This is a genomic window from Actinomyces weissii (assembly GCF_016598775.1).
In the GTDB taxonomy this organism is placed as follows: domain Bacteria; phylum Actinomycetota; class Actinomycetes; order Actinomycetales; family Actinomycetaceae; genus Actinomyces; species Actinomyces weissii.
The window spans coordinates 661,841-677,087 of sequence record NZ_CP066802.1; the positions used below are offsets into that span (position 1 = coordinate 661,841).

Sequence of the window (15,247 nt, forward strand, 5' to 3'; positions counted from 1 at the left end):
CCCGCTGGCTGGTACCCAGAAGGCGCATGAGAATCAGCCTCTGGGCGCGGGACCCTTGCTAGGTGACTGGCGTCTCCCCGGGTTACCACTCGGTTTCCGTGCCGGTTGCTGTGACCTTCCTGCCGCCCGCACCGTGGGCGGCCCCGGCCGCACTCGGTTTCCGTGCCGGTTGCTGTGACCTTGCTGGGGCGGCAGTGGTTGGGAGGCGTCCGTCCTGCCGCCCAGTCCGCCAGGGCTGGTGGGGCCGCAAACCCACAGGGCGCTAGGCTGGCGGCCGTGAGTGAAGCACTGATCCTGGGCATCGAGTCCACCTGTGACGAGACCGGCGTCGCCCTGGTGCGGGGCCGTGAGCTGCTAGGCGACACCGTGGCCACCTCCATGGACGAGTACGCCCGCTTCGGCGGAATCATCCCCGAGATCGCCTCCCGGGCCCACCTGCAGGCCTTCCTGCCCACCCTGGACTCGGCCCTGGACAAGGCCGGAGTCACCCTTGCGGAGGTGGACGCCGTAGCCGTGTGCGCGGGCCCCGGCCTGATCGGCTCCCTCACCGTGGGTATCTCCGCCGCCAAGACCCTGGCAGCCTCCCTGGGCAAGCCGGTCTACGGCGTCAACCACGTGCTCGGGCACCTGGCTGTCGACGAGCTGGTGGACGGGCCGCTGCCCGAGCGCTTCGTCGGGCTGATCGTCTCCGGCGGGCACTCCAACCTGCTGGCGGTGCGGGACATCGCTAGCGACGTCGTCGAGCTGGGCGGCACCCTGGACGACGCCGCCGGTGAGGCCTTTGACAAGGTAGGCCGCCTGCTTGGGCTGCCCTACCCCGGTGGCCCGCACGTCGACCGGCTCTCCCAGGAGGGGGACCTGACCGCCATCCGCTTCCCCCGCGGCCTGGCCGCAGGCAAGGACAAGGAGCGGCACAGGTACGACTTCTCCTTCTCCGGGCTCAAGACGGCGGTGGCCCGCTACGTGGAGTCGCTGCAGGACCAGGGGCAGGAGGTGCCTGCCGCCAACGTCTGCGCCGCCTTCTCCGAGGCCGTCAACGACTCCCTGACGGCCAAGGCCGTGCGCGCCTGCCAGGACACCGGCTGCGACACCCTGGTGGTGGGGGGCGGCTTCTCCGCCAACTCCCGCCTGCGGGCGCTGGCCGCTGAGCGCTGTGAGGCCGCAGGCATCACCCTGCGCCTGCCGCCCCTGCGCTACTGCACCGACAACGGCGCCCAGATCGCCGCGCTCGGGGCCGCCGCGGTGCGCTCCGGGGTGGAGCCCAGCCCCCTGGACTTCGCCCCCGACTCCGGTATGCCCCTGGACGTGCCCGTAGCGCACTGACGGGCCGGGAGCAGGGACGGAGTGGGAGCGTGCCTGCCCCGGCCTGACGGGGTGAACCGCGACGTCTCCGACGCCGTCACGGACCTGTGGAGCGTGCCTCCTTCGGCCTGACGGGGTGAACCGCCGCGTGGTCCCTAAGCTGCCTCTGCTTGGCAGTAGGTAGTGGAGCTGCCGGGCGGCGGTTTCCGTGGGGGCTGCTCAGGCGGTCCGGCGCGTGACCGCACCCCGGGGTGTGCGAGTCGTCCCCTGGGGGCGCCGCTCAGGTGCGTGCCGCAGGGGGGCGGTGGCCTCGCAGCCAGCCCGGCCCCGGCCGCCCCGGTCCCTCAGGCAGGCTCTACCACCAGCACCAGCCCCTTTCGGGCCGCGCCCACACGGGTCAGGATCCAGGTCTCGCTCGGCCCCGCGGCCCCGGCCGTCAGCCGCAGGCTGGCCCGCAGCTGGTCGGGGGAGACCTCCACCCCACGCTTCTTGATGTCCAGGCGGCCCAGGCCGCGCTCGCGGGCCCGCGCCTTCAGGGACTTCAGGTGCAGCGGCAGCACCTCCGTCACCCGCCAGGAGCGGAGGAAAGCCTGCAGCTCGGCGGGGGCCGGGCTGGCGCCGGTCAGGTAGGCGATCCTGTCCCCGACCGGCTGCGCCCCCGCGCGCTGCGCCAGGTGGGCCACCAGACCCGCCCGGATGGCGGCGCCGTCGGGCTCCAACAGATACGCGCCCACCTCCTGCGGGGAGGAGACGGCCTGCACCTGGGCCGGGGCGGTAGACGGGTCGTGGCAGTCAGGGTCCTGCAGCACGTGCGCGCTGGTGGCCTGACCGAGAGTCTCCTGGATGACCAGGGCGCTGCGACCGGGACCCTCCGGGGCCAGCGGCCCGAACCACAGACCAGCCTCTACGACGTCGCCGTCCACACTGACCCACTGGGCGTGGCAGTCCGCCGGGATCGCCCGGTGCTCCAGACCCGGAGCCACCTTCACCCCGACTGCCTCCACCTGCTCTCGCAGCCCCAGCACCCGGGACAGGGGAGGCTCCCACTGCTCGGGGTCAGTCACCCGCCTGCCGTTGCGCCTGCGGGCCGGGTCAGCGAACACGGCGTCGACCTGCTCTGCGGCCAGGTCCAGGCTGAAGGCGTCCGCGCAACGTACCTGTGCGTGCGGGAAGGGCATCAGGTTCACGGTGGCCAGGGCGGCTGTGGCCTCGTCCTGCTCGACGGCGAGCACTGGCAGGTCCAGGCCGGCCAAGGCCACCGACTCGCCGCCGATGCCGCAGCCCAGGTCCGCTACCTTGCTCACCTGCGCCTGCAGGTAGCGCTTGGCGTGGTGGGCGGCCACCACCAGGCGGGTGGACTGTTCCAGGCCGTCCGGGGTGAAGAGCATCTGGGAGGCGAAGGGACCGAACTTGCCCTGGGCGCGGGCGCGCAACCGCTGCTGGGTCAGGGCGGCCGCGACCAGCTCGGGGGAGTGGCCCTGGGCGCGCAGCGACTCTCCCAGGCTAAGGGCGGTGGACTCCTCGTAGGGCGGCAGAGACTCCAGCAGGGCCCAGCCCTGGGGCGTGAGCAGGGGGGCAAGGGCAGTTGCATCCATCGTGGGCATCATGTCATGGAGGTAGGTTCGGTGCGTGACCTCAAGTATGTGCGAGCTGATCCGGGCCAGGCGGGCGCGCCCTGAGGACGGTGCCGGGAAGGAGCCCCCGGCGCAGGCCCTACGTGCAGTTGGTGCGCGTCTCGGCGCCGACCTCCGGGGTGGCGCGCGTGGTGGGGCTCCCACGCGGGGTGCTGCGAGCTGGTCACGGTGGGTGCTGCGGGTACTGGTGCTGCTGGTCGTGCTGGTGCTTCTGGCCCTGGTGGGCGCCAACCTCTGGGTGGTCGCCGGGGCGGCTGGCCGGGTCAGTGTGCTGGGGGAGGTGGATGACAACCGCACCGCACCTGTGGCAATCGTGTTGGGGGCGGGGGTGCGACCTGACGGCTCGCCGTCGCCCTGGCTGGCCTACCGGCTGGACGCCGCAGCGCAGCTGTACAAGCAGAGGCGGGTGGACGCGATCCTGGTCTCGGGAGACAACCGGGTGGCTAACTACGACGAACCCACGGCCATGCGGCGCTACCTGGTCAAGGTGGGGGTGCCGGCGGAGGCGATCGCGCTGGACTATGCGGGCTTTGACACACGGGCCACCTGTATCCGTGCCAAGCAGGTCTTCGGGGTGGACGCCGCCCTGCTGGTCACGCAGGACTTCCATCAGGCACGGGCGGTGACGCTGTGCCGCCGGGCGGGGGTCGAGGCGTACGGGGTGGCGGACACGCGGGCGCATGTCAACCGGGCTCGTTGGGTGCAGTCCTGGGTGCGGGAGCGGCTGGCAGTGGGCAAGGCCGCCTATGAGGAGGTGCGGGGTGAGCCGCCGCTGCTGGGGCCGCGGGAGACGAGTGTGCAGGAGGCTGTGGCCTGGACCCAGCGCAGGCGCGCCTGAGCACCGGCAGCCCCGTCCCCGTCTTTATCTTTCGCGAGACCGGGACATATGGCTCGCGAGTTCGGTAAGGGTGACCTTAGTTGTGGATAACTGGGGGTGCTGGTGGTGCCTGGGTGGGGGCATCTGGGTGGGTGGTGGCTGCGAGTGTGGCGACGGCGACGTCGTCGGTTGTGGGGACCGTAACGGTGGTGCGTGGCTGGGTCATGGTGGCGGTCTGTGGCCGCAGCGTGCTGCTGAGTCGCGGGGTCTAGCAGGGGAGCGGGCGGGGTCGCTGGTGCCTGACGCTCAGGGCGGTGACGGTGCTGACGGGGTCGCTGGCCGCCGCAGCTTAGGGTGGCCTTACCGGCCTCGCGGTCCATATGTCCCGGTCTCGCGGTAAACAAGGGGGTTGGGTGGGGTGGGGGCTCGCCTGGGGCGAACCTGGGCCACGCCGTTGGCACTCGCGTTGACTGAGTGCTAACGGCGTCGTAGATTCTCATCAGGCGCAGGGGAGCGGGAGCGATCCCCTTCCCCTGCGGCTCGCGACCCAGGCACCGGCCGACCCCCGCGACGGCGGCTGGCAGCAGAGGGCCGTGAACCCAAGAGTCGTTCCACACGCTAACCAGCGAGAAGGGGAGGTCCGAAGTGTCGGTCTCCATCAAGCCGCTCGAGGACCGCGTCGTCGTCCAGACGGTCGAGGCAGAGCAGACCACCGCGTCCGGTCTCGTCATCCCGGGCACCGCCCAGGAGAAGCCCCAGGAGGGCAAGGTCGTGGCCGTGGGCCCCGGCCGCGTTGACGACAACGGCAACCGTGTCCCGGTGGACGTCGCCGAGGGCGACGTGGTCATCTACTCCAAGTACGGTGGCACCGAGGTCAAGTACCTGGGTGAGGAGTACCTCATCCTCTCCGCGCGCGACATCCTCGCCGTCGTCACCAAGTGACTGTCGGCCTGCTCGGGCAGCATCCGCCTGAGCAGGTAAGCCAGGAGCCCCGGCCTGTGTAGGTCGGGGCTCCTGCCGTTCTGGGGTCAAGGTGCTGGGCGAGCCAGGAGGATGGCCCAGCGGCTCAGGCTGCTGGCTCCTGCACCTCGACCAGCGGCACGCGGCTCCGGTAGGCGGTGGCGGGCTGCTTGGTGGACAGGATGGTGCGGCGCTCCTCCTCGGTCAGGCCGCCCCACACGCCGTAGGGCTCCTTGACGCGCAGGGAGTGCTCGCGGCACTGCTCGATGACCGGGCACTGCGCGCAGAAGGTCTTGGCCTGGGCGTCGCGGTTCCGCCTGGCCGAGCCCCGCTCGCCCTCGGGGTGGAAGAAGACCGAGGCGTCAGCCGTGCGGCACCTGCCGTGGACCTGCCACTCCCAGAGGTCTGCCAGGGGGCCAGGGAGTTGGGAGAGAGCCAGCATCGGCTGTCCTTTCTGGAGGGCGGGCCAGGGGGCTGCGGGCTGCCCGCGCGGGTCGCGTGAGAATGACACAAGCGTAGTTCCAGTCTCAGGCATATATCAATGCAGTTACGAATAGGTACCGATGTCCGCTTGCTAGGAGTGACTGGCAGGCGGGATATGAAGTGCGTTACAGGCTGAGGGTCTTGCGTCCGTCGGTCGTGGCCTGGGGGGGGCAGGGCCGGAATCTGGTGGGGGTGGCGGGGTGTCTCGGGGGAGCGGGCTGGCTGGGAGGAGGTCACAGTGGGGTGGCGGGGCACGCGGGTGGGGCTCCGAACGGACAACGGCGATCCGGGCCTGGGCCTCGGTCTTGGTGCTCATGGGCTTGGGTGGTGTGGATGCGGTGTAAAGGTGTCGCGGACGGCCGTGGGGAATCTGCTCGCGGCTTCGTCGTCGTCCTGCGTGCCGTCCGCGCCTCGGCCGCCGCCGTCGGCACCGACAGACGGTGGTGGCGGTGCGCTGCCGGGATGGGAACAGCCCCTCCTTGGGTGGGGCCGCCTGCTGGCCATACGATGGCTCCGTGAGCGACGCGATCACCAACCCAGACCTGTACGCCCCCACCGGACTGACCTACGACGACGTGCTCCTGCTGCCCAGGTTGACCGACGTCATCCCCTCTGAGGTGGACACCAGCTCCCGCCTGACCAGGCGCATCACCTTGAAGGTGCCGTTGCTCTCCGCCGCCATGGACACCGTCACCGAGTCCGAGATGGCGATCGCCATGGCCCGCCAGGGCGGTATGGGCGTCCTGCACCGCAACCTGTCCATCGAGGAACAGGCCCAGCAGGTGCGCCAGGTCAAGCGCTCCGAGTCCGGCATGGTCTCCGACCCGGTAACGGTGGGCCCGGGGGCCACGATCGCCCAGCTGGACGAGCTGTGCGGCCGCTACAAGGTCTCCGGCCTGCCCGTGGTGGATGAGGGCGGCAACCTGCTGGGGATCATCACCAACCGTGACCTGCGTTTCGTGCCGCCGGAGCAGTGGTCCTCCATGACGGTGCGTGAGTGCATGACCCCGCGTGAGCGCCTGGTCACCGGCCAGGTGGGGATCTCGCGTGAGGACGCCAAGTCCCTGCTGGCGCAGCACCGGGTGGAGAAGCTGCCCATCATTGACGACGCCGGGCGCCTGACCGGGCTCATAACCGTCAAGGACTTCGTCAAGACCGAGCAGTACCCCAACGCCACCAAGGACAGCCAGGGGCGCCTGGTGGTGGGGGCCGCCGTCGGCTACTGGGGGGACACCTGGGAACGGGCCGGGGCGCTGGCTGAGGCGGGCGTGGACGTGATCGTGGTGGACACCGCCAACGGTGGGGCCCGCCTGGCGCTGGAGATGATCTCGCGCCTGAAGTCTGACCCAGCCTTCTCTGAGATAGAGGTAATTGGCGGCAACGTCGCCACCCGTGAGGGGGCGCAGGCGCTGATCGACGCCGGGGTCGACGCCGTGAAGGTGGGGGTGGGGCCGGGCTCTATCTGCACCACCCGGGTGGTCGCGGGCGTGGGGGTGCCGCAGGTGACGGCCGTGCACGAGGCGGCCCGGGCCTGCACGCCTGCGGGGGTGCCGCTGATTGCCGACGGCGGCCTGCAGTACTCGGGTGACATCGCCAAGGCGCTGGTGGCTGGGGCCTCCACGGTGATGCTGGGTTCGCTGCTGGCGGGCTGCACGGAGTCGCCGGGGGACCTGGTGTTCGTCAACGGCAAGCAGTGGAAGCGCTACCGGGGGATGGGCTCGTTGGGGGCCATGAGCTCGCGCGGCCGCAAGTCCTACTCCAAGGACCGCTACTTCCAGGCTGACGTCTCCTCCGACTCCAAGATCGTGCCGGAGGGGATCGAGGGCCAGGTGCCTTTCTCGGGTTCGCTGGGGGACGTGGTGTACCAGCTGGTGGGCGGGCTGCACCAGTCGATGTTCTACGTGGGGGCCCGCACGATCGAGGAGCTGAAGGCCAACGGCCAGTTCGTGCGGATCACGGCGGCGGGGCTGAAGGAGTCCCATCCGCACGACGTGCAGATGACGGTGGAGGCCCCCAACTACTCCGGCCGGGGCTGAAGATAGTGCACTAAAGTGCGGAACATTCAGGGTGAGAGGGAGGGGGAAGGTATAGTGGTCGATAGGTGCCTGTAATTACTCCATCCCATATGGATCTCAGGGCGGGCGACATGACTAAGTCGTCAGATAAGATTGACCTTAATAGCTGGTCATTGTGTGAGTAGCATGCGATGGTCTCAGCGAGTTGCTCACGGCTGTGGGAGTAGCGTGCAGCCTGTTGATTTCTGCTTAGGTTGAGCGGTTTGCTCCCATTGGCTCTGTGTCCATACTCTGATTTCTGGGCCGCCCATGAGTGTGGGTAAATCAAGTCTGCGCCTGGCAAGGCAAGCGCGTATGAACCTGCTGGAGTAGGTCCTCTATCATGCTGGAGCAGTTCTACTTGAATTCGGTACAGTGCGACGGATAGTGTGAACAGGGAGTCGGGTAGTGTGAAGGTCACGGGCAGGTTTATGGTTCGGCCCGGTTCGACATTGTGGGCTAGAATGAACTTATGGTCTATCACTTGCCCTGTGGCATTATCTAGCGGTAGAACCACGTTGTAGCAATGTGTGGACGGTCTTGACTGTCCGTGCCTTGAGCCGCACATCTGCAGGTACTCAAATGCTTCTATTCTAACGCGAATCCCCGTTACTGAGACATATTCTTTCCCCTTGTTGGTGATAGTGAAGTTGATGCCTGAGGCCCCGCTATTTTGCAAGGTTTGATCGAAGGCCTCTCCGCCTGCGACTATGCTCGAACTTTGGTCGAGGGGTTTGCTTGTGTAAGCATCAGAAGCCTTAATGATTAGAGTGGTGGCTGCTGCCGTGAGGGAAGATGTGATAATCGTGCGCCTTGACGGCAGCAGTGTGCCTATGTTTCTACTGCCGGGAGGTGTGTCCTCGTCGTGCCTGTCCTGGGTGTGCTCTGGCGGGGTCGTGGTGTTGCTCCGGGGTGCGGTGGACACTGATCTGCTTCCTACTAGTTGTGGGTGGGTGGGGTTTTCGTGTTAAGGTCGCTGTAGCGCTTGTGCCAGGCTGTAGTGCGCAAGACTTATTTGGCTCTTCCCAATTGAGGATTCAGACCCCGCCTGCACCCGCAATTGGGATGAGGTCTGAATCCACCTGGTCTCCGCCTTAGTCCAGGCGGCTGCTGAAGTAATCGTCCCTACTCCTGCAAGGGAATGAATCCGTACAAGCTGGAAATCGGCTCTTCGCCCAAAGCGTTGTTGCCCGGCTGCTTGAACTTCCAGTCACCCTCGTCCCAGACCATTAGGAGGGGCCAGGACGTCATCTGTGAGGGGGCCTGCGGCAGACCGGCCGCCAGCGTGACCAGGACCTCGTCCGGGCCCCTGACATCAGCCTTAAAGCCGAGCACCCGCAGTCCCTGCCATGAGCGCCCGTCCCAGTGCGCCTTGATGTCCGCGACGGCCTCGTCCCGCTCGGGGCCGCTGGCCATTTGCTCCTGGGCAACCTCATCCATGCGCCACTTCGAGGAGAAGACCTGCATGAAGTTCGCTGCGGACATGACCGCACCCGTGGGGGAGTGGGCGAAGCGGAGAGGAACCTCATCGAGCAGTCTGGGCCCAGCCTGCGCCGAGGTCTGTATGACCAGTTCTGGTGACAGTGAGACCCTATGGGTCTCAGGCTGAGCAGTAGGTACGTCCTGTGACTCGGCCTCCAGGCTGTACACCGAGTCGCTGACACCTGTAGTCGACCCTCCTGGGCTGGACTGGGCTTGCCCCTGCACAGGCTTTGTCAAATGGCTGACACCCAGCCACACCCCGGCAACAACCAGCACAAGCATCATCACGGTCGAGAGAGCGAACCGTGTACTAGTCCACAGGCTCGGGCTCTCCTCATCCCTCGCACTTACCATCATCAGATCCCAGGGATCAGGAGTCTACCTAGACAGGTTGCCGAGGTGATGAGCACGGCCCCAGCCACCACCATCGCCAGGCCCTTGACGATGACCTTAGCGTGGTCGCCCGCACGACCGAATGAGTTCAGCGTGACGACGGCTCCCGGAGCAGTCAGAGAGATCACTGTGATGGCACCACCAACCCGCATGCCATAACCCAGGAAGGTGTTCACCAGTTTGCCAGCCCCGGAAGGGTGGTGACCCTCGGGTCAATCGCAGTAGGTGTCGGGCCAGCCACAGGCAACAGCGTCTTCATTAGGGTCTCCTATCGGTTGGTGCTGGCAGGCCCGACAGCGCCCGCCAAACGGGCTCTTCTCCATTGAGGGTGTGGGTGGGGTTGGTGTGTTGGTGCCTGGGTGGGGGTCGAGGTGTTCCAGTGGTGGGGGTTGCTGCATCAGCCCGTCTGGAAGACCTCGATGTGTCTAACGCTACCCTGGCTGTCCCTGGCTTGACCACGTTCACCGGCCTTGAGGGGCTCGGTGGGGAGGTCACCGGCCAACGCCTTGAGCCCGAGCGTGCGGTGCTGGCCTGCCGCGTGGTCGAGCCAGATGAGTGGTGCCACTGGCGGGCGGCCTGGGGGTGGCTCGTGACACGGTGACCAGGCAGCTGGCTCATGGCCCTTTGGGTGGAGACCCACCACGCTGCTGGTAACCGTGCGCCGCTACCGCTGCCAGGGGTGTGGGCACGTGTGGCGCCAGGATGCCAGCCAGGTGGCCAGCCGCGTGCCAAGGCCTTCCGGGCCGGTGTGCACTGGGGCCTGGAGGCACTGGTGTGCCAGCACCTGCAGCCGCTCGCGGGGTGTGCACTCACCCAGCACGGAGGGAGCCGGAAGGGGTGACGACCGGCTGCGCGGGGCATTGCGGGGGCCAGCCGCCTGCCACCCGTGGGTGGGGCTAAAGGTTGGCGGGCAGGGGCCACTCGAGCTGGACGTCCGGGGTGCGGCCCTTGGACTCCAGCCAGCGGTTGAAGGACTCCGCCCAGGTGCGGTGCGCCCGGGCCTGCCAGGAGACCAGCTCCTCCGCCCGCACCCGGCTCAGCGCTGCATGGCGGGCGGCCATGGCCTCCAGGACGTCTAGGGTGACCTCCACATCCACCTCCGCCGTGTGCAGGTCGTCCAGCACCTGGACGCCGTAGACCGCCGAAAGGTCCCCCAAGGTCCGCTTGCCCTTGCGCCAGCGGTCCACCGCCCGGTCCAGCACCAGCGGGTCCACCACCGGCCCCAGCTCCCGTCCCAGGCGGGCGCGCAGGGTCGGCAGGCCGTGCCGGGCCAGCTCCGACTCCAGCAGGGTCAGGTCGAAAGCGGCGTTGAAGGCCACCACCGGGGTGCCCGCGGCCATGGCCTGGCACAGGCGCTCTGCCACCTCCTGCAGCACCTCCGCCACCGGGCGGCCCTCCGTGCGGGCGCGCTCCGTGGTGACCCCGTGGATAGCCGTGGCCGCTGGCGGGATCTCCACCCCCGGGTCCGCCAGCCAGGTGGTGGTGCGCTGCGCCCGGCTGCCGCCGTCCTGCAGCGGACCGCGCTCCACGAGCGCCACCGTTACCAGGCGGTCTGAGGTGGGGGAGACGCCGGTGGTCTCCGTGTCAAAGCCAAGCAGAGGGCCCTCCAGCCACTCAGGGAAGGTGGGGGTCTGCGGTGCGTCAGTGCTCATGTCCCCGAGTCTGCCACCAGCCTCAGACAAGAACCCTGCCCACGCAGCAACTGGTCCCGGACCCGGTACCGCTGGGGAGCGGACTTGTCAGCGGGAGAAAGGGTAGGACGATGCGGACCCCGTGCCCCGTACTGCCGAGAGCGGACGCTGAGCTTGTGCAGGAACCTAGAGCCTGCAGGGCACGGGCGGCCCCGGCGTCACCCTTGAGCCTCCAGCGGCGCCTCCAGGGAGCACCACTGCCAGGCCCGGTGCGGCGGCCGCCACGCGCCTTCTTCCTGCAACCAGGTTGCCTTCGCGCCTCCCCCCAGACCCGCCTGCCCTGGTACGGCGGTTCGTGACGGTGGTAGTGCATACCATCAGGGCATGAGCGGTGAGATTGAGATCGGGCGCTCCAAGCGTGCCCGCCGGGCCTACTCCTTTGACGACATCGCGCTGGTGCCCGCCCGGCGCACCCGCGACACCGAGGAGGTGCGCGTGGGCTGGCAGCTGGACGCCTACCACGTGGACCTGCCGGTCATGGCCGCCCCTGCCGACTCCGTGATGAGCCCGGAGAACGCCATCGCCGTGGGACGCCTGGGCGGCATCGGGGTGCTGGACCTGGAGGGCCTGTGGACCCGCTACGAGGACCCGTCCCCCGCCCTGGAGCGGATCCGCCAGGCCCGCCCTGACCAGGCCACCCGCGTGCTCCAGGAGGTCTACGCCGCCCCGGTCCAGCCCGAGCTCATCACCGCCCGCCTGCAGCAGGTGCGCGACGCCGGGGTGGTGGTGGCCGGGCGCCTCAGCCCCGCCCAGACCCAGCGCCACTGGCGTACCGTGGTGGAGGCCGGGGTGGAGCTCTTCGTGATCCGAGGCTCCGTGGTCTCCGCCGAGCACGTCTCTGGCTCCACCGAGCCCCTGAACCTCAAGCGCTTCACCTACGAGCTGGACGTGCCCGTGGTGGTCGGCGGCGTGACCACCTACACCGCCGCCCTCCACCTCATGCGCTCCGGGGCGGCCGCCGTACTGGTGGGCCAGGGAGGGGGCGCCTCCTCCTCCGTCCGCCAGGTCCTGGGGCTCCACATGCCCATGGCCACCGCCGTCTCCGACGTCGCTGCCGCCCGCCGTGACTTCCTGGACGAGTCCGGGGGCCGCTACGTGCACGTGGTCGCTGACGGCTCCGTGGGCAACTCCGGCGACGTCGTCAAGGCCATCGCCTGCGGGGCTGACGCCGTCATGCTGGGCGCCGCCCTGGCCCGGGCCAGCGACGCCCCCGGCGGCGGCTACCACTGGGGCGCGGAGGCCCGCCACCCGAGTCTCCCGCGCGGCTACCGCTCCTACGTGGGCACGGTGGGGACCATGGCGGAGATCCTCACCGGCCCCTCCGACCGGGCCGACGGCACCCTGAACCTCATGGGAGCCCTGCGACGGACCCTGGCCACCACCGGCTACTCCGACGTCAAGGAGCTCCAGCGCGTGGAGGTGGTCCTGGCCCCCTATGAGGGCACCCGCCCCCGGAGCTGAGACCTGGGCTGCAGGCTGCGCAGCTGGGGGCAGGGGTCTTAGCGCGTCCATGACGGAAGACAGTCTGAAGCGGCTACCAGCCCTGCTTCCTCTGCGTGCGCCGGTCCGGTAGGGAAGGCGGCACAGAACCCCGTTCGGCTGCCTCCGCTAGGCCCGCCTTCGGGTAGGCTAAAGCCCGACCCATCAACGTTGACCACGAGGCGCAGCCCCCGTGGACCAAGGGCGCGGCACCCCGCTGCGCTGCTCAACCAACTACAAGGAGCAAACCATGGCAGAGGTCAAGGCCACCATCGCCTCCAAGGTCGGGCTGCACGCCCGCCCCGCCGCCACCTTCGTCAAGGCTGTCGCCGAGAAGGGCATCAAGGTCACCATCGCCAAGGAGGGCGGTGCCCCTGTGGACGCCTCCTCCATCCTGGGGGTCATGACCCTGGGCGCAGGTTTCGGCGACGTCGTCACCCTCGCCTCCGAGGACGAGGGCAGTGACAAGGGCCTGGCCGAGCTCAAGGACCTCCTGGAGACCGACCTGGACGCCTGAGCGGCCTCAGACAGCCCAGTAGATCCCGCTTGAGGGGCGCGCACCTGCGTGGTGCGCGCCCCTCAGCGTGCTGGTGGCGCCTTGTCGGCGTCAGCAAGTGCCTGCAGCCCACAGGTACGCCCAGCGAGCGGGTGGGGCCGCGGGTAATCTCCAGCCGGTTCTGCCACTCGGGGAGCGCGCCCGCAAGCGGGCGGGGGCCGCACCCGGTTGGCCTCGCACCTAGAGGCCTGCCCGTGAGCCCCTCAAGCGTCCAGGGTTCCGCAGGTAGGGTGTGCCGCATGACGATCATCGCCGCCGCAGACGGCTCCGCCCTCGGCAACCCGGGACCAGCAGGCTGGGCCTGGTACGTGGACGACTCCTGCTGGGCCGCCGGGGGCTGGCCCGAGTCCACCAACAACCGGGGCGAGCTCACCGCGGTCCTGGAGCTGCTGCGCGCCACCGCCCACACCGGCCAGGACCTGCTGATCCAGGCCGACTCCCAGTACGTCATCAACTCCCTGACCAAGTGGCGCCACGGCTGGAAGAAGCGGGGCTGGCGCAAGGCCGACGGCAAGCCGGTCCTCAACGACGACCTCATGAAGGAGCTGGACCAGGCCCTGGTGGGCCGCGAGGTACGCTTTGAGTGGGTGCGCGGGCACGTGGGACACCCGCTGAACGAGGCCGCCGACACACGGGCCCGGGCCGCCGCCACGGCCTACCAGCGCGGCACGCCGGTGCCAGCCGGACCAGGGTGGCCCCAGGACGCGGGAGCAGGCCGTCCTGGTGGAGCCTCCGGCCAGGGGGCAGGTCCTGGCCAGCCCACAGGCACAGCGTCTCTAGGCGAGCGTGCTGGAAAGCCGGTGGTGCCCGGGGCGACGGCGGCCCGCCGGGCCCGGCTACAGGCCCAGCAGAAGCTCGCCCAGCAGCAGGCCCAGGCCGTGCGGCAGTCCCAGGAGGAGACTCTCTTCTAGCAGGCTGCCCCGCTCCACTGCCCCTAGGCAGGGCCAGCAGCACTCGCCGCCTAGCAGCCCGTGCCGTCTGCCAGGCCAAAGCCTCCCCGGACCCAGCAGGTGCCCGTCTCCCCGGCCTGGTAGCAGCAGTGACGGCGTCAGCCACCTGTATGGGGGCTGACGCCGTCACTGTGCGCCGCAGGGCTCTGCCGGGCGGGGGCGGTGTGGGGCACGTAGCCAGTAGGAGGGCCGCCGCAGCCGGACGGCACGGTTAGATCAGGGTGACCGCCTGGCGGGCGATCGCCAGCTCCTCGTTGGTGGGCAGCACCGTGACCACCACGGCGGACTCCGGCGTCGAGATGGTCACCGGCTCACCGGCGGGTGCCGCGTTGGCGGCGGCGTCGACGGTGATCCCCAGGAAGGCCAGGCGCTCGCACAGCTCGGCCCGCAGACGCTTGTCGTTCTCCCCGATCCCGGCGGTGAAGGTGATCGCGTCCACCCCACCCATGACGGCGGTGTAGGCGCCCACGTACTTCACCAGGCGGTGCAGGTAGACGTCCATAGCGTCCCGGGCCTGCTGGTCCCCGGCCTCGATCAGCTTCCAGACCTCACGCATGTCCTGCTGGCCGGTCAGGCCCTTCATACCGGACTCGCGGTTGAACAGGTGGTCGATCTCGTCCACGGTCATGCCCGCCACCCGCACCAGGTGGAAGACGGCGGCCGGGTCGATGTCCCCGGTGCGCCCGCCCATGACCAGGCCCTCCAGGGGGGTCAGCCCCATGGAGGTGTCCACGGCGTGCCCGTTGACCACCGCGGACACGGAGGCCCCGTTGCCCAGGTGCAGGACGATCTGCTTGAGGTCCTCCCGGCCCAGACGCTTGGCGATCTCCTGGGAGACGTACTGGTGGCTGGTGCCGTGCGCCCCGTAGCGGCGGATGGAGTACCTGTCCGCCACCTCGCGGTTCAGGCCGTAGCGGGCCGCCTCCTCAGGCAGGTCCTGGAAGAAGGCGGTGTCAAAGACCACCACCTGCGGGATCCCGGCCATGAGCTTGCGGGCCACCTCGATGCCCTTGAGGTGGGCCGGGTTGTGCAGCGGGCCCAGGGGCACCAGCTCCTCGATCTTGGCGACGACCGCGTCGTCCACCAGGGCCGGGCCGGAGAAGTACCGGCCACCCTGCACGACCCGGTGGCCCACGGCCACCACGTGCGCCTCGGAGAGGGTGGGGCCCTTCTCCTCGAAGAGCCGCAGCACCTCGGCCAGGCCGAAGCCGTGGTCCGGGACCGGCTCGGTGATCTCGGTCTTCTCCTCCCCGTGCTTGTGGGTGATGGTCCCGATGCTGTCCCCGATGCGCTCCACCAGGCCGGAGGCCAGACGCTCACCGGAGTCGGGGTCCACCAGCTGGTACTTGATGGAGGAGGAGCCGGAGTTGATGACGAGTACGGTACGTGTGCTCAAGAGCCTTTTTTCCTTCTGTTCTGGGGGTGTGGGCGGCGGCAGCGTGGCGG

General features: G+C 69.1%; 14 protein-coding genes and 1 pseudogene. 8 read left to right on the forward strand and 7 right to left on the reverse strand.

All coding sequences use genetic code 11. The features are described from left to right. Window positions 1–276 precede the first annotated feature (276 nt). On the forward strand, window positions 277–1,323 hold the full coding sequence (gene tsaD, locus JG540_RS02660; protein WP_200276867.1) for a tRNA (adenosine(37)-N6)-threonylcarbamoyltransferase complex transferase subunit TsaD: 1,047 nt from the start codon (window positions 277–279) through the stop codon (window positions 1,321–1,323). A gap of 323 nt (window positions 1,324–1,646) precedes the next feature. On the opposite strand, the gene JG540_RS02665 is transcribed toward tsaD, so the two are convergent. Continuing rightward, window positions 1,647–2,897 (reverse strand): class I SAM-dependent methyltransferase, encoded by a 1,251-nt coding sequence (locus JG540_RS02665; RefSeq protein WP_200276870.1) that lies wholly within the window; start codon window positions 2,895–2,897, stop codon window positions 1,647–1,649. Between the two features lie 34 nt (window positions 2,898–2,931). Here JG540_RS02665 and JG540_RS02670 point away from each other — a divergent pair, with 34 nt between their 5' ends. Continuing rightward, window positions 2,932–3,774, forward strand: a complete 843-nt coding sequence (locus JG540_RS02670; RefSeq protein WP_325133260.1) for a SanA/YdcF family protein — start codon at window positions 2,932–2,934, stop codon at window positions 3,772–3,774. A gap of 76 nt (window positions 3,775–3,850) precedes the next feature. On the opposite strand, the gene JG540_RS10550 is transcribed toward JG540_RS02670, so the two are convergent. Next, the gene (locus JG540_RS10550; RefSeq protein ID WP_267977948.1) at window positions 3,851–3,979 is read right to left on the reverse strand and encodes a hypothetical protein; all 129 of its coding nucleotides are present in this window, start codon (window positions 3,977–3,979) and stop codon (window positions 3,851–3,853) included. 419 nt (window positions 3,980–4,398) lie between these two features. On the opposite strand from JG540_RS10550, the gene groES reads away from it, so the two are divergent. After that, the gene (gene groES, locus JG540_RS02675) at window positions 4,399–4,695 is read left to right on the forward strand and encodes a co-chaperone GroES (RefSeq protein WP_200276873.1); all 297 of its coding nucleotides are present in this window, start codon (window positions 4,399–4,401) and stop codon (window positions 4,693–4,695) included. A 124-nt stretch (window positions 4,696–4,819) separates the two neighbouring features. On the opposite strand, the gene JG540_RS02680 is transcribed toward groES, so the two are convergent. After that, a complete protein-coding gene (locus JG540_RS02680) occupies window positions 4,820–5,155 on the reverse strand; it encodes a WhiB family transcriptional regulator (RefSeq protein WP_200276876.1) in 336 nt (111 codons plus the stop codon). 556 nt (window positions 5,156–5,711) lie between these two features. Between JG540_RS02680 and guaB the strand changes: the two genes are divergently transcribed. Next, window positions 5,712–7,232: an IMP dehydrogenase gene (gene guaB / locus JG540_RS02685; RefSeq protein ID WP_200276879.1), complete on the forward strand. Its 1,521-nt coding sequence runs from the start codon at window positions 5,712–5,714 to the stop codon at window positions 7,230–7,232. A gap of 1,143 nt (window positions 7,233–8,375) precedes the next feature. On the opposite strand, the gene JG540_RS02690 is transcribed toward guaB, so the two are convergent. Next, the gene (locus tag JG540_RS02690; protein ID WP_200276881.1) at window positions 8,376–8,735 is read right to left on the reverse strand and encodes a hypothetical protein; all 360 of its coding nucleotides are present in this window, start codon (window positions 8,733–8,735) and stop codon (window positions 8,376–8,378) included. A gap of 353 nt (window positions 8,736–9,088) precedes the next feature. Next, on the reverse strand, window positions 9,089–9,301 hold the full coding sequence (locus JG540_RS02695) for a hypothetical protein (protein ID WP_200276884.1): 213 nt from the start codon (window positions 9,299–9,301) through the stop codon (window positions 9,089–9,091). Between the two features lie 245 nt (window positions 9,302–9,546). On the opposite strand from JG540_RS02695, the pseudogene JG540_RS10290 reads away from it, so the two are divergent. Beyond that, window positions 9,547–9,912 (forward strand): annotated as a pseudogene (locus JG540_RS10290) (ISL3 family transposase); the annotation flags it as partial. A gap of 109 nt (window positions 9,913–10,021) precedes the next feature. Here JG540_RS10290 and JG540_RS02700 read toward each other — a convergent pair. Continuing rightward, window positions 10,022–10,777 carry an exonuclease domain-containing protein gene (locus JG540_RS02700; protein ID WP_200276886.1) on the reverse strand — a complete coding sequence of 252 codons (756 nt, stop codon included), beginning with the start codon at window positions 10,775–10,777 and terminating at the stop codon, window positions 10,022–10,024. A 363-nt stretch (window positions 10,778–11,140) separates the two neighbouring features. On the opposite strand from JG540_RS02700, the gene JG540_RS02705 reads away from it, so the two are divergent. The 3 genes from JG540_RS02705 (at window position 11,141) to JG540_RS02715 (ending at window position 13,762) form a co-directional block, all read left to right on the forward strand. Continuing rightward, the gene (locus tag JG540_RS02705) at window positions 11,141–12,277 is read left to right on the forward strand and encodes a GuaB3 family IMP dehydrogenase-related protein (RefSeq protein WP_200276889.1); all 1,137 of its coding nucleotides are present in this window, start codon (window positions 11,141–11,143) and stop codon (window positions 12,275–12,277) included. 268 nt (window positions 12,278–12,545) lie between these two features. Further along, window positions 12,546–12,812: an HPr family phosphocarrier protein gene (locus JG540_RS02710; protein WP_200276892.1), complete on the forward strand. Its 267-nt coding sequence runs from the start codon at window positions 12,546–12,548 to the stop codon at window positions 12,810–12,812. Between the two features lie 278 nt (window positions 12,813–13,090). Next, complete coding sequence (locus JG540_RS02715; protein ID WP_200276895.1) at window positions 13,091–13,762, forward strand: RNase H family protein; 672 nt, start codon at window positions 13,091–13,093, stop codon at window positions 13,760–13,762. 250 nt (window positions 13,763–14,012) lie between these two features. Here the strand turns inward: JG540_RS02715 and JG540_RS02720 are convergent, their stop codons facing one another. Further along, window positions 14,013–15,197: an acetate/propionate family kinase gene (locus tag JG540_RS02720; RefSeq protein ID WP_200276898.1), complete on the reverse strand. Its 1,185-nt coding sequence runs from the start codon at window positions 15,195–15,197 to the stop codon at window positions 14,013–14,015. Window positions 15,198–15,247 lie beyond the last annotated feature (50 nt).